Here is a 21,058-nt window from a genome sequence, read left to right as displayed (position 1 = left end):
GGGTTATTAAAATTTCAAGTTTAGGCTAAATGTTACAGATTTTACCGTTGGATAATTTCCGAAATCAAAGCCATTTACAGTGTTCGTGGACATGTTGTTGTTTCCAGCTGAACCAAAGAAATTCACCTCTGGATCTAATCCAGAATATTTAGTCCAAGTCAATATGTTCTGTGCACTTACTGCTAATCTAATATTTTCAATACCGATTTTTTCGTATACATTTCTTGGAAGGTTGTATCCTAATGCTATATTTTTTAATCTAACATAACTTCCATCTTCTACGAAACGGGAAGAAATTTCTCTGTTACTATTGTTTCCAACACGTGGTTGATCTGTGTTTGTATTGGTTGGAGTCCAAGCATTTTTGAAATAGTCTTGTGTAGTATTTGAGTCACCGTTTGTTAACTGTACGTTTGTTAAGTTCATAATTTCACCACCTGAAGACCCTTGGAAAAAGATATTCAAATCAAAATCTTTATACACAAAATTGTTTGTGAAACCCCAGTTAAAGTCGGCATTAGGATTACCGATAATTGTTCTGTCTTCATCGGTAATAGCACCATCTCCATCAATATCAACAAATAAAGGATCTCCGTCAACAGTAGTACCGGTTCTACCTGCCATACCAGCTGGAGTAGCTCCGTTTTTTACACCTGCATATTCAAGTCCCCAAAATAATCCAACTTCTTCACCTACTCTCATTATAGTACTTCTGTCATGACTAAAGTAACTTGGAGTTCCGTCATCAAAGAAATCTGCATCATTTGCTAGTTTCACTACTTTACTTTTGTTAGCAGAGATATTAAAATCTGTTGTCCATCTAAAGTTTTCATTAGAAATATTTCTAGTATTGATAGAAATTTCAAATCCTGAGTTGTTGATCTCTCCTAAGTTTCCAAGAATTTCATCATTTAAGTATCCTGCGTATCCTGGGATACCAGTATTAGGTAAAATCAAATCTTTTGTATCAATATTATAGTAGTCAACAGATAAGTTAATATTGTTGTTTAGGAAGCCGAAATCTACACCCACGTTAGTTTGATAAGAAGTCTCCCATTTCAAGTTTTCGTTTGCTGGTTGCTCCGCAGTAACTGCAGGAACAGTTGCACCTTCACTAGAAGCATATAACGTTGATAACAATGCTAATGATTGATAAGCGGCAATAGAAGGGTTACCTGTTAAACCATAACTAGCTCTTAATTTTAAGTTAGATATTGTTTTGTTTTCCATTAGGAACTCTTCATTAGAAATTTTCCACCCTAAAGCGGCAGAAGGGAAATTTGCATATTTATAGTTCTTAGAAAAGTTTGATGCACCATCACGTCTTAACGTTGCTGTAATTAAATACTTATCGTTCAGGTCATAGTTTATCCTACCAAATACTGATTGGATTTCTACTTCAGTATATTGAGATTCAGGTTGTAAAAATCCAGTAGAACTTTCTAGTCCATAGTATAAGAATGAATCAGAAATAAACCCTGTTCCTTGAGCTAATAAGCGCTCTGTTAAATTTCTTTGGTAAGAGAAACCTGCTAATGCAGTAAGTTTACCTTTTCCGATTTCTTTATTATATGTTAAGTAGTTTTCAGTTAATGCTGTAGAACGTTTCCAGTTTTCAACGCTAGCTCTTCCGCTTACGGCTGAAGCTGAAACAATCAATGTAGATGGAACATAAATTCCTTGCATTGTGTTTCTTGTACTTAAACCAAACGTCGTTTTGAAGGTAAGATCTTCAATTATCTCATATTCTAAATATGCATTTGCTCTAAACTCATCTTCTTTCGTATTGTCAGTTCTTTGAGATGCTACTGCATATGGATTGTCAACTGGGTCACCAATTTGATCATTTGTTGAGAAATTTCCGTCTGCATCTTTGATGTCTTTTGTAGGGTCAAATCTCATGGCTAATGAAATCGCATCATCACCACCACCACCAACACCATTGTTACCAGTAGATTGAGTTGCAACTCCTTTTTTAGTTGATTTACTTCCGTATAGATTCAATCCTAATTTTAATTTGCTAGTCACTTGCGCATCAAGGTTGCTTAAGAATGTTGCTTTTTCAAAACCAGAGTTGATTAAAACACCATCTTGTTTGTAGTAATTTCCAGAGGCATAGAAGTTAGATTTGTCAGTTCCACCAGAAAAAGACAATGTATGGTTTTGCGTATTACCAGTGCGATAAATTAAATCTTGCCAATCAGTATCAAATCCACCGTCGTTATAAGGAGTATTGTTACCATTGTTGGTTCTAATTTGTTGTTGGTATGTTACAAAGTCTTCAGCATTCAATAAATCTAATTTATTAGCAGTATTTTGTACAGAATAAGAACTGTTTAATTCAACTGTAATTTTACCTTGCCTACCTTTTTTAGTAGTAACTAAAATTACTCCATTAGATCCTCTGGATCCATAAATAGCGGTAGCTGAGGCATCTTTTAATACTTCCATAGATTGGATATCCGCTGCTTGAGGCATTGAACCTCCAACGAAACCATCAACAACCACAAGAGGAGTACTACTAGCAGAGATTGAAGTATTACCTCTAATCTTAATACTAATAGGTGCACCTGGCTCACCACCATTGTTAGATTGTACAACAACCCCTGCTGCTCGACCTTGCAGAGCTTGTGAAGCGTCTGCTACTGGAAAGGCATTTAATTCTTCAGATTTTACAGAAGAAACAGATCCGGTAATGTCGCTCTTTTTTCTGGCTCCATAACCGACTACAACAACTTCATCTAATTCATTAGAATCTTCTTCTAATGAAATATTAACAGTTGTTTGATTTGATACCGAAATCGTTTTCGTAACGAAACCTAAAAAAGAAAATGAAATTTTACTTCCTTGAGGCGCGCTAATCTGATAGTTTCCGTCAAAGTCTGTGGTGGTACCATTCGAGGTTCCCACGACTAATACGTTTACTCCTGGAATGGCTGCTCCATCAGTTGATGATGTAATTGTCCCTGAAATTTCTTGGTTAGTCTGGGCAATTAATGCAATGTTGGTTAACAGAAAAGCTGTAAACAGCAATTTTGTTTTACAAAAATTAAGTGTGTTTTTCATGTTTAAAGTGTTAGTTTGGTAGTACTTTAGTACTATTTAGTTAATAAGATTTACATCTACTATCTTTCACTTTACACAATAAAATTACCGTATACAAAAGGAATTTTGTACTTTTGTAAGATGTTGTTGTGTATAATGATAACATGTAATCGGATTTACTTCCCTCCAAAGAAGTGTCCTAATAAGAGGATGGGCGTGCACCCATCCTTTTTTTGTTTAAGGTTTATTCATTTATGTTGGTTTAGATTAGTTTTGTTTTTGTGGTTCCCCAAACTGGAGAACCAATTTGGTTTACCAAATATAGAATAATATAATCGTATATCAAAAAAAATTAACAAATATTTATATGAATAAACTTGTAAGTCGTGTTTACTTTATGATATTGAAGTTAATAAGTTTTGTTTAATTATCAAAATTAACAGTAACACAATTGTATACCCTAAGATTTATCCCCAAAATAAGAGACTCCATCACCACTTAAAAAATCTTCCCTAACAGGACTGAAAGTATCGATTAGTTCTCCTTCTTCTAAACATACAGCACTGTGCCATAAGTTTGGTTCAATGTAAACTCCGTCACCGGCTTCTACGATCTTCTTTTCTCCGTCTATTTCGAATTCAAATTTACCTGAGGCGCAAAAGGTTGCTTGCGTATGAAAATGTTGATGTGGAGCTCCCAAGGCACCTTTTTCAAATTTTACTCTTACCATCATTATTTGGTTATCATACCCCAAGAATTTTCTAGCGACTCCTCCACCAAGTTGCTCCCATTCTATTTCTTTTGTGTCGATGTATTTTTCACTTAGTCTTTTCATTTTTATTTAATTTGAGTTAATTTATCGTAATAATATGGACCAGTCCATGTGTAATTTTTGTTTAATATTTTTAAACTATGTGTTTCTAGATGAGAGGTATTTGAATTTACTGTGATAAATAATTTTGATTCACCAGATACTGTATTTATTAAAATAGCCGTGTAGTCATCTGAGTTAAAAATTGTTTTTATGGTTTGGATATTACTTTTTGAGTTAATAGCCGATTCTGTGACGGGGCTGTAGCTCCCATGTGATTCAATAGCCGAAACAAAAATTGTGTTTTGGGTATTGTCTCTTCTAAGCATAAAAGAAGGATCTCTACGTAAATTAAAGTTCGGATCGTTAGCACCTATTCTAGTGAAAAGTAATTGATCTTTAGAAGTTGTTTCAGTTGTTAATGTGTAAAATTTGTTATTGTGAAACCACGAAAACTTGCTGTTTTCGTTTTCGGCTTTTCCGATGCCTTCAACAAATAAATGTTGATAACCGTTTTTACTACCTAATGGTTGTAAGTTTTTATGTGTTGTGTATTTGAAGTTAGTACTTAATACTTGACCAAAATAGTAAATGGGAAGATCGTATTTATTGGTTGTCTCAGAGGATACCTTCAGAATATCAATGACAAAAGGCTTTTCAAAATCCTTGTCTTTTATCAAGGCCATTGTTCTTAACATTTCTGTACCTTTATATGTATTTGATACTTTTGAACTAACCGCTTGTATTTCTGTGTTGTCTATAGCAAAATAGGATAGGTTTGGATGGTTCTGACTTCCTATTTCATATTTACCTTTGTAATGAGAAGTTTCATTTTGAGTAACCGTGTTGTGAGCAATTGTTTGTTTTGCCCAAGTTTTGTTTTCTTTTAGATAATTCCCCCCCCCTTTTTGTTCGATGTTTACGTAACGTGATAGTCCATAATCCTGAATTACTTCCTCTCCATTTTCATATAGTGAGTAGGATAATTTATCATAATGTCCATGGCTAGAACCTTGAGAAGCATATTTGAATACCAGTTCTATATTTTGATTCCTTAAAATTGCAACACCACCTTGTTTTCCCTTTGGGCCATCCGATAGATTGATGGAATTTTTTTCAAAGGGTTTCGCTTTTCCATTTTTAATATCTAAAGCTACAGCCAAACCTGAGTCGTCCAACAAAACGCTATTTTGTTTTTTGGCAATACTTAACAAACCTGGATCTTTGTTCCCATATTTGTATGAAATATCTACGGCAGTCACAAGTGCTTCTGTGTAATATGACATTCCTTTTTGACCGTCGTTCAATGGGAAGAAATCACCATCTGCATCTGATAAATTTAAAAGCGCATTGATAGATTTTAAGAGTACTCCCTCCTTGTACTCAAAAATTTTTAATTCTGGTTTTACATTTTGTAACCCTGTCGCAAAGATTAAAAACGGATACATCGCATATCTTTGATAATAGGGGCCTTCATTGTAGTATCCATCGGGAGAAAATGGTTCTTCTATATTTGCTAAAAATCCTGCTTTTCCGTCTTTATTGATAAAACCGCCATCATCATCTTTAGCAGTTTTGTCCATTTGTTTTCCTTTGATACCGTATAAAGCGCGTTGAATTAGAAGATCATCATCCATAACCAATCCGATCATCCCAACCGCAGCATTTCCCCATGTGCTATGATTGTGAACTCTTTGATAAAATTGTGGGCTGTCGACAGAAATATGGTCGGCAAAAGGTCTGAATAAGTTTGTTTCAAGTTTGTTACGCTCTTCTTCTGTTAAGTAATCGTATATGCAATCGTAGGCTTGACTCACATAAACTAACCAGTTTGCATCATTCAGTGCTTGCCAAAATAATTTCCCTCTGGCGTAGGATCTTGTTTTTGGGTGCAAAGGCAATGTTTTATACAATTGCTCATATTGCATTAACATGTCTTTTACATATTTGGCATATTTTTCATCCTCTAGAATTTGATACAAAAGCCCTGCTTTCTGTAAAACAAACCAGTTTTGTTTATGTCTAGAGTGCGTATACCCACCAGAATAGTCTTTTGGAATTGGTGTATCAATACCCGCTTTAATCTCTGCATCAACTTCTGCTTTTACTTTCTTTAGTGAATTGTCAAAAATTTGTATTTGACCTAATTGCTGTCTTATTTGTTTTACCCCTTGTTTCGTTAAAATTAAACGAGGGTGCTCAGTGTTTTCTTGCGTAGTGTGTTCTTTGTTGTCTTTTCCATTACAAGCTATGAGAGTTATGAGGGTAATCAGTAGGGTACAAATGTATTTCATCGTAGTTGTGTTTAATTTGTAATGGTTTTGTAAGATAATCGTAAAACAACAATTGGTTATCCAAATTGGTTTACCAAAAATACTCTTTATTTTTATTCAAAGCAAATATTCTTTTGAAATTAGAATTGTGGGGGGAGTTATTTATGATAGAAGATATAAAAAATCCTAGACTATCTCAAATTGAGTTAATCTAGGAAGTTTTAAATCTAATCTATGTAAACTTATTGCTTGACAATTTTTGTAGTTCCTGTAATGTTACCACTTGTAATTTTTAAAACATAAATTCCGTTTGATATAGAAGATATATTTATAGAGTTAGTGCTAAGGTTTGATGCAGCAATTACCACCTTACCAGTAAGATCGATCAATTGAATTTGATCAATGTTGTTTTCTGATGTAAAATTTAAGACATCGTTTGCTGGGTTAGGATATACTGAGAAATTAGCAGCGAATACATCTTCTACTGAAGCACCAGCATTTTCAATTAGTGAGATATTGTCATAAAATACTTCTGTGGATTTACTTATCGCATTTAATGCTCTAACATAAATTACTACAAAAGATCCTGAAGCTGTGAAACTGAAACTATTTGTTGTGAAAGTATTTGTTGAGGCAGAACCTTTGCTTGAGTTTTCATCGTTTGTGATTTCTAAATAAGCATCAACTCTTGAATCTGCAGCGCCGTTGTCAAGACCTGCTTCAGTAGTGATTTCCTCATTTAACATAAAGACCTCTGATGGTACCCCAGCGCTTTCTGAACGAGAATCAATAGAGAAAGTGTAATTTGACCCTGGTGTTACAGCGACTTTTTGATATAGTCGACGAGTTGAGGTAGTTATAATAGGCGCAGAATCTGCATCATCATATAGTTTTACACCTCTGGTTTTGATACCATCTACGTATGATCCATCACTTGAAGAACCAGGTTGTTCGTCTACCCCAAAGGCATCTCCTGGATCTGTTGTGTAGGTATTTTCAATATATGTCTCCAAAGTAGAATTGTTCCATAACGCACGGTAAGGGCTGGCAGAAGTAGCTCCTGCATCAGCATCTAATTTTACAGTGCTATTTGGGGTCATGTCGAATGAATCTGCATTATCAGAAGTTTCGTTTTGGAATTCATCTCCAGTTCCATTTAAAACAAGGTTTGTTTGACTTGTTCCGTATTGAAAACAGAATGCTACAAGTAAAATTGGTAAAAGTTGACTTATTAAAAGTAATTTTTTCTTCATAATATTGGATTTAAAGGTTGTTTTTTTGGTTTTCCAAATTGGGAATCCAAACTGGATATCCAATTTGGTTTACCAAAAGTAATAGAAATTTTCAGAAATAAAAAAAAAAGTAAAAATTAATTATTTGGAAATGATGTAAATAGGGGTAGGAAACTATTCATTAGCCTATGTTAATATTGATGTTATGGCATTTTAAGTTTTTTTTCTATTGAGGTGATTTAAAACAAAAGTCAAGAAACTTCGTCATAGTAATAAGGAATTCGTAAATTTGCCGTCCTTCTTTGTCTTAGAAGCTTAAAATCAAATCATTTTGAGATTAGACATCGTAATGAAGAAGGGCTTAAGTCTTTGTTTTATATGGATTTGTGTCGATTTTTTTTAAGAATGGATACAGTAAAGAATTAAACATTTATCCGATAAAAAAAGATAACAATAGTATTTTTGAAAACTTATAAATAAAAAGAACATAAAAATGGCAAAAACATTATTTGACAAAGTATGGGATTCACATGTTGTTCGTCGCGTTGAAGACGGACCAGATGTATTCTTTATCGATCGTCATTTTATCCATGAGGTAACTAGTCCAGTAGCATTTTTAGGATTAGAGAGTAGAGGAAACAGTGTTGTATATCCAGGTCGTACATTTGCAACTGCAGATCATAATACACCTACAATTAACCAACACTTACCTGTTGAAGATGCTTTATCAGCAAATCAATTACAAGCCTTAGAAAACAATGCAAAAAAGCATGGTATTTCTCACTGGGGATTAGGTGATGTTAATAATGGTATTGTACACGTTGTGGGTCCTGAAAATGGAATTACATTACCAGGTGCTACAATTGTTTGTGGAGATTCACATACTTCAACGCACGGTGCTTTTGGTGCTATTGCTTTTGGAATTGGAACTTCTGAGGTTGAAATGGTATTGTCTACTCAATGTATCATGCAACCGAAACCTAAAAAAATGCGTATCAACGTAAATGGGAAATTAGGTTTAGGAGTTACTCCAAAAGATGTTGCATTATATATCATCGCAAAACAAACTACTTCTGGAGCTACAGGTTATTTTGTAGAATATGCAGGAGATGTTTTTGAAGATATGACTATGGAAGGGCGTATGACTGTGTGTAACTTATCTATTGAGATGGGTGCTCGTGGTGGTATGATTGCTCCGGATCAAAAAACATTTGATTATATAGCTGGTCGTGCTCAGACTCCAAAGGGAGCTGATTGGGACAAAGCAATGAAATATTGGGAAACTTTAAGTACTGATGAAGGTGCTGAGTTTGACGTTGAATTCAATTACAACGCTTCTGATATTGAGCCAATGATTACTTACGGAACAAACCCTGGAATGGGTATCGGAGTAACGCAAGATATTCCAAATGCTGAAAATGTAGAGGGTGGTGTTGAAACTTACAAAAAATCTCTAGGATACATGGACTTCAATGAAGGAGATTCTATGATCGGAAAAGAGATTGATTTTGTGTTTCTTGGATCTTGTACTAATGGTCGTATTGAAGACTTTAGAGCTTTCTGTTCAATTGTAAAAGGACGTCAAAAAGCGGCAAATGTTACTGCTTGGTTGGTTCCTGGATCACATAAAGTAGTAGATCAAATAAAAGAAGAAGGTTTAGATAAAGTGATTACAGACGCTGGTTTCGTTTTAAGAGAGCCAGGATGTTCTGCTTGTTTGGCAATGAATGATGATAAAATTCCTGCAGGGAAATTATCAGTTTCTACATCAAACAGAAACTTTGAAGGTCGTCAAGGACCTGGATCAAGAACTTTATTAGCTTCTCCATTAGTAGCTGCGGCTTCTGCTGTTGAAGGTGTAGTAACTGACCCAAGAACAATCTTAAACGCTTAAAAATAGAATACAATGGCTTACGATAAATTTGAAGTATTAACAAGTACAGCTTATCCATTACCAACTGAGAATGTGGATACAGATCAAATCATTCCTGCTCGTTTCTTAAAAGCAACAGAGCGTAAAGATTTTGACATTAACTTTTTCCGTGACTGGAGATACAATGCAGATGGAACACCTAAGGCTGATTTTCCTTTAAATCAAGAAAAATATGCAGGGTCTAAAATTTTAGTAGGAGGTAGAAACTTCGGTTCTGGTTCTTCTAGAGAACATGCCGCATGGTCTGTATACGATTTCGGATTGAGATGCGTGATTTCCTCTGCCTTTGCAGATATCTTTAAAAATAACTGTTTGAATGTTGGTGTATTACCAGTTCAAGTTTCAGCTGAATTCGCAGACAAGTTATTTGTTGCAATTGAAGCAGATCCAAAAACAGAAATTACAGTTGATTTACCAAAGCAAACAGTAACTTTGGTTGCTACAGGAGAGTCTGAATCTTTTGTGATCAATGGATATAAAAAAGGAAATATGTTGAATGGTTTTGATGATATCGATTATTTAAAAAATATCGAAGGAGAAATTTCAGCATTTGCAGAAACTCGTCCTTTCTAAGAAAGTACAAGTTTTAATAATTTAAACGACTTGGCTATATATATAGCCAAGTCGTTTTTTTTTATATAAATTTGATAAAAAAAGCTATGAAAAGAATTGTGTTAATTTTGTTTGGTTTCCTTTTGGTCCAGTGTGGTATCATTGAAGATTTGTTGGATTGCGAAGAGTATGAGGTCGGGTTTACATTCGTAAATAATACAGATAAAGAGGAAATAGATGTTAAAATTTCTGTTGTAAAAATTTATTCAGAAACTTTAGAGGTTTTGGAGACAGAGATTCATAATGTTCTAAAAGGCAGTGAAATAAATATTTCAAAATCAGCTAAATGGAGTGAGAAAATTAGTGGTTATTATGGAGATATTAATTTTTATGAAGGGATAAATATTTCTTACAATACAGATTTTTGTTTGATGATTGAGGAAGGAGATAATAAGTATTTTACGTATTCTGCCGATTACGATTCAGAAGGATATTGTGATTCATGTGGAAAGGCTTGTGTAGATGTTGATGAGGGGTATGATGCCTCAATTGTTTATTTCTCAAATGAAAATATAACCTCAGATATTTTGAAAAATATCCCTGAATATCATGACTATCCATTTATTAATGATGAGATTATTGAATAGATTGTAAAATCTATTACTCTACGTGTAATTGTAAAAGCGTTTATCTAAATTGAGAAACGCTTTTTTTGATGTAATTACATTTTCGTTTTAGGTAATAGTATTCACTAGACCATGTTCTTCTCTAATCAATAATTATGCTGGAAACGTCTTAACTTTAGTAATTGTAATGTTAGCGGCAATAACTTGTGTAATTGGTGCATTTTCAATATTGTAAAGCAATAGATTTGCAGTTTTATCTATAAAAAGATATGTTTTATCAAAATTGAAATTTGTTAGTTCATCAGTTGTAATAATTTCTTCTGTCGTCTCTTCGGAACATGAAAATAATAAAAAGAGTAAAATTGGTAATGCGAGTAAGCAACTGTAGTTTTTTATATTTAATTTTTTTTTCAAAAATCGATTCTTTTCATGTTTAGAATATTCTTTATTAACTCATTTAGGAGTAAATTATATTCAAATGACTCATTTGTGTGTAAAATATTTTAGGGAATTACGACGGTTTATCGGCTTCTGCTAGTACAAAAAATAAAGTATTCTTAGGTTCTAATTTGATTAGACGGAGATATTGTCCTATATATAGGTTGAGGCATATTTCTATTTCTGAAATGCTAAATTCTAAATCCCTTTTTTTATCTTTGCACTCTTGATTTTTAAGCAATCATGAAAAAATAATAATAAAAATTTTTCAAAATAATGAGCAGAAGAAAAATTGAAATCATGGATACTACACTTCGAGATGGTGAACAAACCTCTGGAGTGTCATTTTCTGTTTCTGAAAAATTAACCATAGCAAAATTATTACTTGAAGAATTAAAGGTAGATCGGATTGAGATAGCATCAGCTCGCGTTTCTAAGGGTGAGTTAGAAGCGGTTCAAGAAATTTCTAAATGGGCTTCTGAGAATAATTATTTGAATAAGGTTGAGGTATTGACCTTTGTAGATGGAGGTAAGTCCATAGAATGGATGCTAGAATCTGGATCTAAAGTGCAAAATTTATTGACTAAGGGATCTATGAATCACCTTACGCATCAACTAAAGAAAACTCCAGAACAACATTTTTCAGATATTGAATCTTCTATCAGTTTAGCTGCTTCACATGGGATTCAAACCAATGTGTATTTAGAGGATTGGAGTAATGGAATGCGAAGTTCTAAAGAATATGTATTTGAGTTTTTAACATTCCTTTCTACACAACAAATAGAGCGTGTTTTGTTACCAGATACTTTAGGAGTGCTTACACCGAAAGAGTCTTTTTCTTTTGTGAAAGAGTTAAGAGAAGCCTATCCAGAGATGCATTTTGACTTTCATGCTCATAATGATTACGACTTGAGTGTGGCCAATGTTATGGAGGCCATCGATGCCGGAGCAAACGGATTGCATTTAACAGTAAACGGAATGGGGGAAAGAGCAGGAAATGCTCCTTTGGCTTCTGTTGTTGCTGTGGTGAATGATTTTATGCCGGATGTTGAGATTGCGGTAAATGAATCTTCTTTGAACAAAGTGAGTAAGCTGGTTGAAAACTTTTCTGGATTCAGAATTCCGGTTAGCAAGCCAGTTGTGGGAGCAAATGTATTTACGCAAACTGCTGGAATTCATGCAGATGGAGATAATAAAAAGAACCTGTATTTTAACGATTTATTGCCAGAGCGTTTTGGTAGAAAACGTAAATATGCCTTAGGTAAAACTTCGGGAAAAGCGAATATCCAGAAAAACTTACAGGATTTAGGTTTGCAGTTGAATGATGATGATTTGAAAAAAGTCACTCAGAGAATCATTGAGCTCGGGGATAAAAAAGAGTTGGTAACACAGGAGGATTTACCCTATATCATTTCGGATGTTTTAGACAGCAGTTCTAGGGAAGAAAATGTGGTGGTAGAAGGATATGTGTTGACGCATGCAAAAGGGTTGAAACCATCAACAACGGTTTCGCTTAGAATTAACGGGAAGTTGTTTGAAGCAAATGCGAGTGGTGATGGACAATTTGATGCTTTTATGAATGCTTTGAGAAAAGTTTATGCAGAGCATACTGACAAAACGGTTCCTACACTAACCGATTATGCCGTAAGGATTCCTCCAGGATCAAATTCTGATGCTCTTTGCGAGACGATCATAACTTGGAAAAATCGTAAAAAAGAATTCATTACTCGTGGTTTGGATGTAGACCAGACAGTGTCTGCCATCAAAGCAACTCAAAAAATGTTGAACATTCTTGAAATGTCATAATAAATAAAATGTTTTAGTGTTAGTCACTAACAAAATAATTAAATAATAAGAAAATGAAATTAAACATTGCCCTTTTAGCCGGAGACGGTATCGGACCTGAAGTAATTGATCAGGCAGTAAAAGTATCAGATGCTGTAGCAAGTAAATTCGGTCATGAGATTACTTGGAAGCCAGCTTTAACTGGAGCAGCTGCAATTGATGCAGTTGGAGAACCTTATCCAGATGCAACGCATGAGATTTGTAAATCTTCTGATGCTGTTTTATTTGGAGCAATTGGTCATCCTCGTTTTGATAATGATCCTTCTGCAAAAGTTCGTCCAGAGCAGGGATTATTGAAAATGCGTAAAGCATTAGGTTTGTTCGCTAACGTGCGTCCAACTTTTACATTCCCATCTTTATTAGATAAATCACCATTGAAACAAGAGCGTATCGAAGGAACTGATTTGGTTTTTTTACGTGAATTGACAGGAGGTATTTACTTCGGAGAAAAAGGAAGAAGAGACGGTGGAGATACTGCTTTTGACAACTGTGTTTACACAAAAGAAGAAGTAACTCGTTTGGCAAGAAAAGGATTTGAATTGGCAATGACTCGTTCAAAAAAATTATGTTGTGTTGATAAAGCAAATGTTTTAGAAACTTCTCGTTTATGGAGAGAAACAGTGCAAGGTTTAGAAGCAGAATACCCAGAGGTTGAAGTTGCTTATGAATTTGTTGATGCTGTAGCGATGCGTTTGGTTCAATGGCCAAACTCTTACGATGTATTGATTACAGAAAACTTGTTTGGAGATATTTTAACGGATGAAGCTTCTGTTATATCTGGATCTATGGGATTAATGCCATCTGCTTCTATGGGAGCTGATATTGCATTGTTTGAGCCTATTCATGGATCTTATCCACAAGCTACTGGTTTGAATATTGCAAATCCAATGGCTACAGTTTTGTCTGCTGCCATGATGTTTGAAAACTTTGGTTTACAAGAAGAAGGTAAAGCTATTAGAGATGCAGTAAATAAAGCATTGTCTGAAGGAGTTGTTACTGAAGATTTAGCAAATGGAGCTAAAGCTTATGGAACGATAGAAGTAGGAGATTTCTTAGCAAAAAGTATCTAAGCGATAATAAGATTAGAAAAGGGGATGTTGAAAAACATCTCCTTTTTTTATGTCAAATTTTAACCCTTTATTTTCTGAATTTGAACTTGAGTGGTAGTAAAATAAACATTTGATTTGTACTATGTATTCATGTTGAGTTAAATTGCAATCTAATATAAATGATAACAGATGACTTGTTTAAATCAATTTAAAAGGAATTATATATTAATTGTAGTATTCGTATTATGTTATGGTATAAATGCGCAAAGAAAATCAGATAAACCCAATATTATTGTGTTTATGGCAGATGATATGGGTTATCAAGATGCAGGCTTTACTGGAGCAAAAGATATCTTAACCCCAAACTTAGATGTTTTGGCAAAATCGGGTGTTGTTTTTAAACAAGGGTATGCGAATCATCCTTTTTGTGGCCCAAGTAGAGCTGCTATACTCTCTGGTAGATATCCCTATCGCTTTGGGTTTGAAACAAATCCAGCTTACGATCCCGCAAACCCTATGATGGGAATCGATAAGAATGAAGTATTGTTTCCTAAAAGATTGCAAGAAGTTGGGTATACTACAGGTGCTATTGGAAAATGGCATTTAGGAACTGCAGAACAATTTCATCCTAATAATAGAGGTTTTGATTATTTCTATGGTTTTCTTGGAGGTGGTCATGATTATTTTAGAATTGATTTGACCAAAAGAGTTTGGGAGGCTTATCTTCAAGGTTTGCAGAGAAATAAAAGGCCTGCTGATTTTGAAGGCTATTTAACAACTGCTTTGAGTAAAGATGCGGTGAAATTTGTAAATGATAATAAAGAGGATCCTTTCTTTTTGTACGTGGCTTACAATGCCCCTCATATGCCTTTGCAAGCTCCAAAAGAAGATGTGGCGAGGTATTCTCATATAAAGGATAAAAAGCGTCGTGTTTATGCAGCAATGGTTGATGTGATGGATAGAGGGATTGGTGAGGTTGTTGGTGCTCTTAAGGAAAATGGAATTTTTGAAAACACGTTGATCTTCTTTTTGAGTGATAATGGTGGACCTCAGTCATCTGAAAAAAGTCCGACAAAAGGGAATGGTTCGAGCAATGCTCCGTTTAGAGGAGGAAAAGGTAATTTGTATGATGGAGGAGTACATGTGCCTTTTATGGCTTGTTGGCCAAATAAAATACCGGCAGGACTTGTGTTCGATTATCCTGTAAATTCCTTGGATATTGGTAGAACCGCCGTGGAAGTAGCAGGAGGTGATGCATTGGCTGGAAATAAGATGGAAGGTGTGAATTTAATACCATTTACAACGTCTAAAAGACAGCAAGCCCCACACGAAGCAATTTATTGGCGTGGGTCTAACGGGAAACAGTGGTCGGTTTTAGATGCTGATGGTGTAAAACATGTAAAAGATCATGACAGTAAAAAACCGGAATTGTTTTATTTAAGAAAAGATGTTTCAGAAGAAAATGACATGGCTGCCAAAAATAGTAAGAAAGCTAAATCTTTACGTTTGTCATGGGAAACATGGAATAAAGAGAATATTCCTGGGAAAATGATCGGCTATAAAGGCTATCATAAGTTAAGAGATCAATTTTATGAAAACGCCGTTCCGAGTTATTATAAGAAAGATATTACTAAAAAGAAATAAGAATTAATTTATTCGATTAAAAAAGGGGATGTTGAAAAACATCCTCTTTTTGTTTTTAGAATAATATCTTTGCAATATGAAGGACGGAAAAATGTTACACTTAGAATTACCTACAGATCCAAGGTGGGTACATATAGTAGAAAAGAATATTGATGAAATTCTAACGGATCATGCATGGTGTGAGCAAAAAGCTGCTACCAATGCGATTACCATTATTACTTTTAATCCAAATTTAACGGATTTGGTTTCTGATATGTTAGCACTTGCTAAGGAGGAAATTGAGCATTTTGAAATGGTGCACGAAATTATCAAAAAGCGAGGAGGTGTTTTAGGAAGAGAGCGCAAGGATCCCTATGTAGGGGAGTTGTATCAATTTATGAAAAAGGGTGGAACTCGAGAAGATGCTTTGGTTGATAGGTTATTGTTCTCTGCTTTGATTGAAGCTAGAAGCTGTGAGCGCTTTAGAGTGTTGTCAGAAAATATAAAGGATAAAGAGTTGTCTTCTTTTTATAGAGAATTGATGATAAGTGAAGCTGGGCATTATACTACTTTTATTGGTTATGCCAGAAAATATGGTGGTAGAACGGATGTTGATAAAAGATGGAAAGAGTGGTTGGCTTTTGAAAATGATATTATTTCTAAGTATGGTAAGAGCGAAACAATTCATGGTTAAATCTTATATATCGGTATAAAAAAAAGCTCCTTCATCTGAAGGAGCTTTTTTTTATTCTGATAAGAATTATAAATTCTTAGTTCTTTTCTTCTAATAATTCTAAGAACTGATCCAATTTAGGTTGGATAATAATTTTAGTTCTTCTGTTTTTAGATCTGTTTGCAGCAGAATTGTTTTCTACTAAAGGATCATAACTACTTCTACCAGCTGCGATCAATCTTTCAGGTGCTACTTTGTAGTTCTTTTGCAAAGTTCTAACAACTGAAGTTGCACGCTTTACAGATAAATCCCAGTTATCTTCTAAGATTTCAGTGTTGATAGTTCTTGAATCTGTATGTCCTTCAACCATAACGTCCATTTCCGGTCTTTCGTTGATTACATCAGCAACTTTTTGTAAAACTTTCTTAGCTCTGTTTGATACAGTGTAAGATCCAGAGTTGAATAATAATTTATCGTTGATAGAGATATAAACAACAGTTTTCTCGATATTAACTTGAATATCTTCGTCGTTTAAACCTTCGTCTAAAACTTTCTTTAAGTTGAAAGCTACCGCTAAATTGATAGAATCTCTTTTAGAGTTTGCATTTTGGATATGTTTGATGTACTCATCTTTTTTTCCTAATTGCTCTAAAGTTTCTTTTACGTTATCTGAAGCAGACTTAGAAATAACAGTTAAGTTATCTACAAATTCTAATGTTTTTTCGTTTCCTTTTAACAAGTAATCGATTTTATCTTCTAAAGCAGCATTCTTAGCTTGCTCTTTTTCTAATTCATTAGAAGAAGCGTTCAAATCAGTCTTAGCCGCTGCTAATTCTTGGTTTGTATCATTGTTTGCGTTTTGTAAGTCAGTGTATTTTTTCTTAGAAACACAAGAAGACAATAATAATACGCAGATTGTAGATAATGCTATAAGTTTTTTCATGGTTTTGAGTAAAATGATTTAATTTGTGCAAATATATTAAAATATCTATATAAAAGAACTTAAAAGTTCAATATTCAAAGATATAATTAATTGATTTACACAAGATGATGAAATTTAAAATGTTAATAAATGGTTTGTTAATCCTAATGATTTGCAGTTCATGTGCAAAAATCAAGCCAAAAGAGTATAAATTAGAGGGAAATGTTTTCGGTACAAGTTTTCATATTACTTATTTGTCTGAGCACGGTGAGAATTATGCAATTCGTATTGATAGCCTATTCAAATTAGTGAATGCGTCTTTATCAACTTACGATGGAACATCTGATATTTCTAGAATAAATTCTGGAGAAGAGAATGTTCAAGTAGATACCTATTTTAAAGAAGTTTATCACAAAGCTAATAGAATTTATCTGGAGACAGATGGGGTTTTTGATCCGACAATAGGTGTTTTAGTAAATGCATGGGGCTTTGGGCCAGAAAAAGGAATGAGAGAAATCAAGGATTCAAAGATTAAGGGACTCCTTGAGTTAGTAGGTTTTGATAAGGTTCAGTTAACGGAATGTTGCGTTACAAAGAAGGATCCAAAAATTTATTTGGATTTTAATGCAATTGCAAAGGGATATGGTGTAGATATTGTTGCTAGGTTTCTTGATGAGAAAAAAATTAAAGATTATTTGGTAGAGATTGGAGGAGAGGTCCGTGCCAAAGGGAGAAGTTTTTCTGGAAAGTTTTGGAGAATAGGTATTGAAAAACCAAATTTTGATGGTTCAAGATCGCTTCAACAAATAGTGTCATTAAAGAATGAAGCAATGGCTACTTCCGGAAATTATAGAAAGTTTAAGATCGATTCACTTACAGGTGAAAAATATGTACATACAATTGATACCGAAACAGGCTATACCGCGAAAAGAGATTTGTTAAGTGCCACTGTCATTGCTGATTTGGACTGTGCTGATGTAGATGGTTATGCTACCGCTTTTATGGCTATGGGCTATGAAGAAACTAAAAAGTTTATAAAACATCACAAGGAATTAAAAGTATTCCTTATTTATTCGGACAAGAGCGGAGAAACTCAAGAGTTTTCGAATTTCACACTAAACGAGTAACTTTTGTGCTAGTGTTTTTTTAGTAAATTAAGATCGGTATTTTTTTATTAACTGACTTTTACTTCAAATTATATGTACAGAATTCTCTTTCTTTTATTATTTTTTTTCTTCTCAGTTTTATGGGCAATCTAGTGCAGAGATATATTTGGTAAAATCTGAATAGCAATTGTAAAACAAAGAGCTGTCTAAGGCCTTGGTTTATTTTGATAAAACGAAGAATTTATTGGGTAATGAATCTAACGCTAAAATGGAAGAAATTGGGGCAATGATTTATTTTCAATTAGAAAATTACCCAGTAGCTAAGGAGCATGCTAAGAAATATTTTAATCTCAATACAGATAAAGGTTCAGAACGATATAATAAGGTACTCTATTTATACGTAGATATTGAAGAAAAAATTGAAGCAGAGAACAAAATAAAAGCGGAGCTTCTGGCGGCTGAATTATTAAGGAAAAAAGAGGAGCGTAGGATTGATTCCTTGACAATATTGTGGTATCAAAAATCATCGGAAATGTCAGTCTTGGTGGTGATTTAGTTGGTTCAGTGCCATTATAATCAAGATGGAATCTTATTCGGTTTTTTACTGTAGGTGGTGCTATCCAAAAAACAATAAATTAAAATGGAATTTATCAAAGTACAACTGTACTTGTTAAGAGTAACTCAACATATCAGTTTGTGAATGAGAAAAATGAAATTATAAAAAAAGGTACTTCTTTAGTAAGCTTAGATGAGTTTTTAAAATCTCATTAGGGTTTGATACAAACGGGTAAAATTTCAGAAGGGGCTAATCTAAATTTCTCAATTTCTTCGTTGCTAGCGAGGTCGGAAGATTTTATTTCTGATACCTGAAAGCCAATGTTTCTAAGTTTGTTAAAATAATCCTTTCCGTATATTCTTACATGGTCGTATTGTCCGAAATGAATTTTGCGATCTTCCGGGTCTGTAATAGAAAAGTCTTCATAGGTCTTTTCTCTGTCCAATTCTTGAGGGACTTGAAAAATTCCCATTCCTCCTGGTTTTAACACTCTAAATAATTCTTGCATTGCTTTTTTATCATCGTTGATGTGTTCTAGGACATGATTGCAAAAAATTATATCATAAGAATCATCTTTAAAAGGGAGCGCACAAATATCTGCTTTTACATCTGCCAAAGGAGAATATAAATCTGTGGTAAGGTAGTCTAGATTTTTTTGTTTTTTAAAAAGCTTATAAAAACATTGCTCTGGAGCTACATGTAATACCTTTTGATTTTTTGAGAAAAAATTAGTGCTTTTCAAGTACAACCATAATAGGCGGTGTCTTTCTAAAGAAAGCGTTCCAGGTGCAAGTACATTTTCTCGTTGTATGCCGTATCCATAGGGAAGAAATTTTCTAAATGACTTGCCGTCTATTGGATCTGTAAAGTTATCCCCCTTAAGGTAAAAACTTACAAAAGGTTGAGCTAAATAACTCATCTTTATTAAAAATGGTCTAGGAATGGTATTTAAAATAAGTTTAAAAAGCGACATTCAGGAGCATATTTATAGTACAAGTGGTACACTTCTGAATTCATCTTCCGCATTGGTTTCTATACCTAAAGCTTCGTCAATGTATTTAAAGGTAGAAAGTAATTCTGGTTTTCCGTTTACTATCGCAACATCATGCTCAAAATGAGCAGAAGGTTTGCCATCTTTAGTTAAAATGGTCCATCCATCATTTAACTGATTGATGCTTTTAGTACCCATGTTTATCATCGGCTCTATGGCAACAACCATTCCTTCGGTGAATTTTTTTCCGCGTCCTCTTTTTCCGTAGTTTGGCATTTCAGGGTCCTCGTGCATCACACGACCCAATCCATGACCTACTAATTCTCTTACAACTCCATAACCACGGTCTTCTGTGTATTTTTGAATCGCATAACCTACATCTCCAACACGATTACCTGCTTTGAATTGACGAACACCTTCGTACAAACTTTGTTTCGTTACTTCCAAAAGTTTTTTAGTTTCAGGATCAATTTCTCCTACTTCAAAGGTATAAGCATGATCTCCATAAAAACCATTTTTCAAGGCACCACAATCAATTGAAATAATATCTCCTTCAACTAAAGGATCTTTATTTGGAATTCCGTGAACTACTTGAGCATTGGGACTCATACAAAGCGTGTTTGGAAAATCATACAAGCCTAAAAACCCAGGTTCTGCTCCATGATCCCTAATAAAAGCTTCTGCTAAAGTATCTAGATGTAAAGTGCTAACGCCTGGTTTAACCTCAGTAGCAAGCATTCCTAATGTTTTAGATACAATGAGTGCACTTTCGCGCATCAATTCAATTTCTTCTAACGTTTTTATAGTTATCATAAAGGCTATGTTTTTCTGAGCGCAAAGTTACTTTAAATAAAATATTTTTAATCGGAAAATTAAAAATTATTATGATGTAAGAAGTTCTATTTTTTCAGAAAGGAGAAAAAACCTTTGTTTTTCTTTTTCAATTGAGGTGTATCTTCGAAAAATATTTGATGTACTTTACCCCAACCAATAAAGCCACCAACATTTCGATCATCAATAAACAAGTCAGCATAGATTTTAGGAGAGATTTTGCCATCCTGAATTTCTTCAGGATAGTTTTTGTTAATAGCGTAAAATTCAATTCCGTTTGCGCTACAAAATTCCACAGCTTCGTCTAATTTCTCTCCATGTCTAACGGTCCATAAAATTAATCGATGCCCTGCACTTTGAAGTTTTTTTAAAGTTGAAAAAGCAAATAGTTGTTCTTTTCCAATTTTTGGGTAGTTGTCTTCAACGATGGTACCATCAAAATCAACTCCAATAATAATGTGCTTGTGAAGTGCCATAGGTTTAGGGGTTAAGAGTTAGCAAATTACAATTTTTGTTGCTTATAACCTATTTTAAAAACTGTCTAGTTGTCTA

18 protein-coding genes are annotated in these 21,058 nt (G+C 34.1%); 9 read left to right on the top strand and 9 right to left on the bottom strand.

The window, feature by feature from the left end:
• Positions 1 to 6: 6 nt before the first annotated feature.
• From AC2DGP_RS09415 to AC2DGP_RS09400, 4 genes are all read right to left on the bottom strand, one after another.
• The gene (locus AC2DGP_RS09415; protein ID WP_484489806.1) at positions 7 to 3,066 is read right to left on the bottom strand and encodes a SusC/RagA family TonB-linked outer membrane protein; all 3,060 of its coding nucleotides are present in this window, start codon (positions 3,064 to 3,066) and stop codon (positions 7 to 9) included.
• A gap of 439 nt (positions 3,067 to 3,505) precedes the next feature.
• On the bottom strand, positions 3,506 to 3,880 hold the full coding sequence (locus tag AC2DGP_RS09410; protein ID WP_484489805.1) for a cupin domain-containing protein: 375 nt from the start codon (positions 3,878 to 3,880) through the stop codon (positions 3,506 to 3,508).
• A 2-nt stretch (positions 3,881 to 3,882) separates the two neighbouring features.
• Complete coding sequence (locus AC2DGP_RS09405) at positions 3,883 to 6,150, bottom strand: alginate lyase family protein (RefSeq protein WP_484489804.1); 2,268 nt, start codon at positions 6,148 to 6,150, stop codon at positions 3,883 to 3,885.
• 221 nt (positions 6,151 to 6,371) lie between these two features.
• On the bottom strand, positions 6,372 to 7,382 hold the full coding sequence (locus AC2DGP_RS09400) for a T9SS type A sorting domain-containing protein (protein WP_484489803.1): 1,011 nt from the start codon (positions 7,380 to 7,382) through the stop codon (positions 6,372 to 6,374).
• Positions 7,383 to 7,854: 472 nt separating this feature from the next.
• Here AC2DGP_RS09400 and leuC point away from each other — a divergent pair, with 472 nt between their 5' ends.
• From leuC to AC2DGP_RS09385, 3 genes are all read left to right on the top strand, one after another.
• Positions 7,855 to 9,255, top strand: coding sequence for a 3-isopropylmalate dehydratase large subunit (gene leuC / locus AC2DGP_RS09395; protein WP_484489802.1), 1,401 nt, complete (start codon positions 7,855 to 7,857; stop codon positions 9,253 to 9,255).
• Positions 9,256 to 9,267: 12 nt separating this feature from the next.
• Entirely contained in the window at positions 9,268 to 9,867 is a 600-nt protein-coding gene (leuD, locus tag AC2DGP_RS09390) for a 3-isopropylmalate dehydratase small subunit (RefSeq protein WP_484489801.1), read from the top strand.
• Positions 9,868 to 9,953: 86 nt separating this feature from the next.
• Complete coding sequence (locus AC2DGP_RS09385; protein ID WP_484489800.1) at positions 9,954 to 10,493, top strand: hypothetical protein; 540 nt, start codon at positions 9,954 to 9,956, stop codon at positions 10,491 to 10,493.
• Positions 10,494 to 10,625: 132 nt separating this feature from the next.
• Here AC2DGP_RS09385 and AC2DGP_RS09380 read toward each other — a convergent pair whose 3' ends face one another.
• A complete protein-coding gene (locus AC2DGP_RS09380) occupies positions 10,626 to 10,886 on the bottom strand; it encodes a hypothetical protein (RefSeq protein WP_484489799.1) in 261 nt (86 codons plus the stop codon).
• Between the two features lie 300 nt (positions 10,887 to 11,186).
• On the opposite strand from AC2DGP_RS09380, the gene AC2DGP_RS09375 reads away from it, so the two are divergent.
• From AC2DGP_RS09375 to AC2DGP_RS09360, 4 genes are all read left to right on the top strand, one after another.
• Positions 11,187 to 12,716, top strand: a complete 1,530-nt coding sequence (locus tag AC2DGP_RS09375; RefSeq protein ID WP_484489798.1) for an alpha-isopropylmalate synthase regulatory domain-containing protein — start codon at positions 11,187 to 11,189, stop codon at positions 12,714 to 12,716.
• 53 nt (positions 12,717 to 12,769) lie between these two features.
• Positions 12,770 to 13,825 carry a 3-isopropylmalate dehydrogenase gene (gene leuB / locus AC2DGP_RS09370; RefSeq protein ID WP_484489797.1) on the top strand — a complete coding sequence of 352 codons (1,056 nt, stop codon included), beginning with the start codon at positions 12,770 to 12,772 and terminating at the stop codon, positions 13,823 to 13,825.
• Between the two features lie 168 nt (positions 13,826 to 13,993).
• Positions 13,994 to 15,448 carry a sulfatase-like hydrolase/transferase gene (locus AC2DGP_RS09365; RefSeq protein WP_484489796.1) on the top strand — a complete coding sequence of 485 codons (1,455 nt, stop codon included), beginning with the start codon at positions 13,994 to 13,996 and terminating at the stop codon, positions 15,446 to 15,448.
• Positions 15,449 to 15,539: 91 nt separating this feature from the next.
• A complete protein-coding gene (locus AC2DGP_RS09360) occupies positions 15,540 to 16,121 on the top strand; it encodes a MiaE family protein (protein ID WP_484492494.1) in 582 nt (193 codons plus the stop codon).
• A 76-nt stretch (positions 16,122 to 16,197) separates the two neighbouring features.
• On the opposite strand, the gene AC2DGP_RS09355 is transcribed toward AC2DGP_RS09360, so the two are convergent.
• A complete protein-coding gene (locus AC2DGP_RS09355) occupies positions 16,198 to 17,043 on the bottom strand; it encodes an OmpA/MotB family protein (RefSeq protein WP_484489795.1) in 846 nt (281 codons plus the stop codon).
• Between the two features lie 104 nt (positions 17,044 to 17,147).
• Between AC2DGP_RS09355 and AC2DGP_RS09350 the strand changes: the two genes are divergently transcribed.
• Both AC2DGP_RS09350 and AC2DGP_RS09345 read left to right on the top strand, forming a co-directional pair.
• Entirely contained in the window at positions 17,148 to 18,149 is a 1,002-nt protein-coding gene (locus tag AC2DGP_RS09350; RefSeq protein ID WP_484489794.1) for an FAD:protein FMN transferase, read from the top strand.
• A 223-nt stretch (positions 18,150 to 18,372) separates the two neighbouring features.
• On the top strand, positions 18,373 to 18,684 hold the full coding sequence (locus AC2DGP_RS09345) for a hypothetical protein (RefSeq protein ID WP_484489793.1): 312 nt from the start codon (positions 18,373 to 18,375) through the stop codon (positions 18,682 to 18,684).
• Between the two features lie 211 nt (positions 18,685 to 18,895).
• Here the strand turns inward: AC2DGP_RS09345 and AC2DGP_RS09340 are convergent, their stop codons facing one another.
• The 3 genes from AC2DGP_RS09340 to AC2DGP_RS09330 all read right to left on the bottom strand — a co-directional run bounded on the left by AC2DGP_RS09340 (position 18,896) and on the right by AC2DGP_RS09330 (position 20,982).
• Entirely contained in the window at positions 18,896 to 19,657 is a 762-nt protein-coding gene (locus tag AC2DGP_RS09340) for a class I SAM-dependent methyltransferase (RefSeq protein WP_484489792.1), read from the bottom strand.
• Positions 19,658 to 19,669: 12 nt separating this feature from the next.
• Positions 19,670 to 20,488: a type I methionyl aminopeptidase gene (map, locus tag AC2DGP_RS09335; protein ID WP_484489791.1), complete on the bottom strand. Its 819-nt coding sequence runs from the start codon at positions 20,486 to 20,488 to the stop codon at positions 19,670 to 19,672.
• An 86-nt stretch (positions 20,489 to 20,574) separates the two neighbouring features.
• A complete protein-coding gene (locus AC2DGP_RS09330) occupies positions 20,575 to 20,982 on the bottom strand; it encodes a BT0820 family HAD-type phosphatase (RefSeq protein WP_484489790.1) in 408 nt (135 codons plus the stop codon).
• Positions 20,983 to 21,058 lie beyond the last annotated feature (76 nt).

The sequence above is a fragment of the Flavicella sp. IMCC45537 genome, assembly GCF_057197705.1.
Note: the sequence above shows the minus strand (reverse complement) of the source record. Positions and strands in the feature narration are given on the sequence as shown.

What these genes read in the sequence shown, in the direction of transcription:
- leuB (WP_484489797.1), top strand. Translation starts at nt 12,770, where the DNA reads ATGAAATTAAACATTGCCCTTTTAGCCGGAGACGGTATCGGACCTGAA.
- leuD (WP_484489801.1), top strand. Translation starts at nt 9,268, where the DNA reads ATGGCTTACGATAAATTTGAAGTATTAACAAGTACAGCTTATCCATTA.
- AC2DGP_RS09405 (WP_484489804.1), bottom strand. Translation starts at nt 6,150, where the DNA reads ATGAAATACATTTGTACCCTACTGATTACCCTCATAACTCTCATAGCT.
- AC2DGP_RS09385 (WP_484489800.1), top strand. Translation starts at nt 9,954, where the DNA reads ATGAAAAGAATTGTGTTAATTTTGTTTGGTTTCCTTTTGGTCCAGTGT.
- AC2DGP_RS09330 (WP_484489790.1), bottom strand. Translation starts at nt 20,982, where the DNA reads ATGGCACTTCACAAGCACATTATTATTGGAGTTGATTTTGATGGTACC.
- map (WP_484489791.1), bottom strand. Translation starts at nt 20,488, where the DNA reads ATGATAACTATAAAAACGTTAGAAGAAATTGAATTGATGCGCGAAAGT.
- AC2DGP_RS09375 (WP_484489798.1), top strand. Translation starts at nt 11,187, where the DNA reads ATGAGCAGAAGAAAAATTGAAATCATGGATACTACACTTCGAGATGGT.
- AC2DGP_RS09340 (WP_484489792.1), bottom strand. Translation starts at nt 19,657, where the DNA reads ATGTCGCTTTTTAAACTTATTTTAAATACCATTCCTAGACCATTTTTA.
- AC2DGP_RS09415 (WP_484489806.1), bottom strand. Translation starts at nt 3,066, where the DNA reads ATGAAAAACACACTTAATTTTTGTAAAACAAAATTGCTGTTTACAGCT.
- AC2DGP_RS09360 (WP_484492494.1), top strand. Translation starts at nt 15,540, where the DNA reads ATGTTACACTTAGAATTACCTACAGATCCAAGGTGGGTACATATAGTA.
- AC2DGP_RS09350 (WP_484489794.1), top strand. Translation starts at nt 17,148, where the DNA reads ATGATGAAATTTAAAATGTTAATAAATGGTTTGTTAATCCTAATGATT.
- AC2DGP_RS09355 (WP_484489795.1), bottom strand. Translation starts at nt 17,043, where the DNA reads ATGAAAAAACTTATAGCATTATCTACAATCTGCGTATTATTATTGTCT.
- AC2DGP_RS09365 (WP_484489796.1), top strand. Translation starts at nt 13,994, where the DNA reads ATGACTTGTTTAAATCAATTTAAAAGGAATTATATATTAATTGTAGTA.
- leuC (WP_484489802.1), top strand. Translation starts at nt 7,855, where the DNA reads ATGGCAAAAACATTATTTGACAAAGTATGGGATTCACATGTTGTTCGT.
- AC2DGP_RS09400 (WP_484489803.1), bottom strand. Translation starts at nt 7,382, where the DNA reads ATGAAGAAAAAATTACTTTTAATAAGTCAACTTTTACCAATTTTACTT.
- AC2DGP_RS09410 (WP_484489805.1), bottom strand. Translation starts at nt 3,880, where the DNA reads ATGAAAAGACTAAGTGAAAAATACATCGACACAAAAGAAATAGAATGG.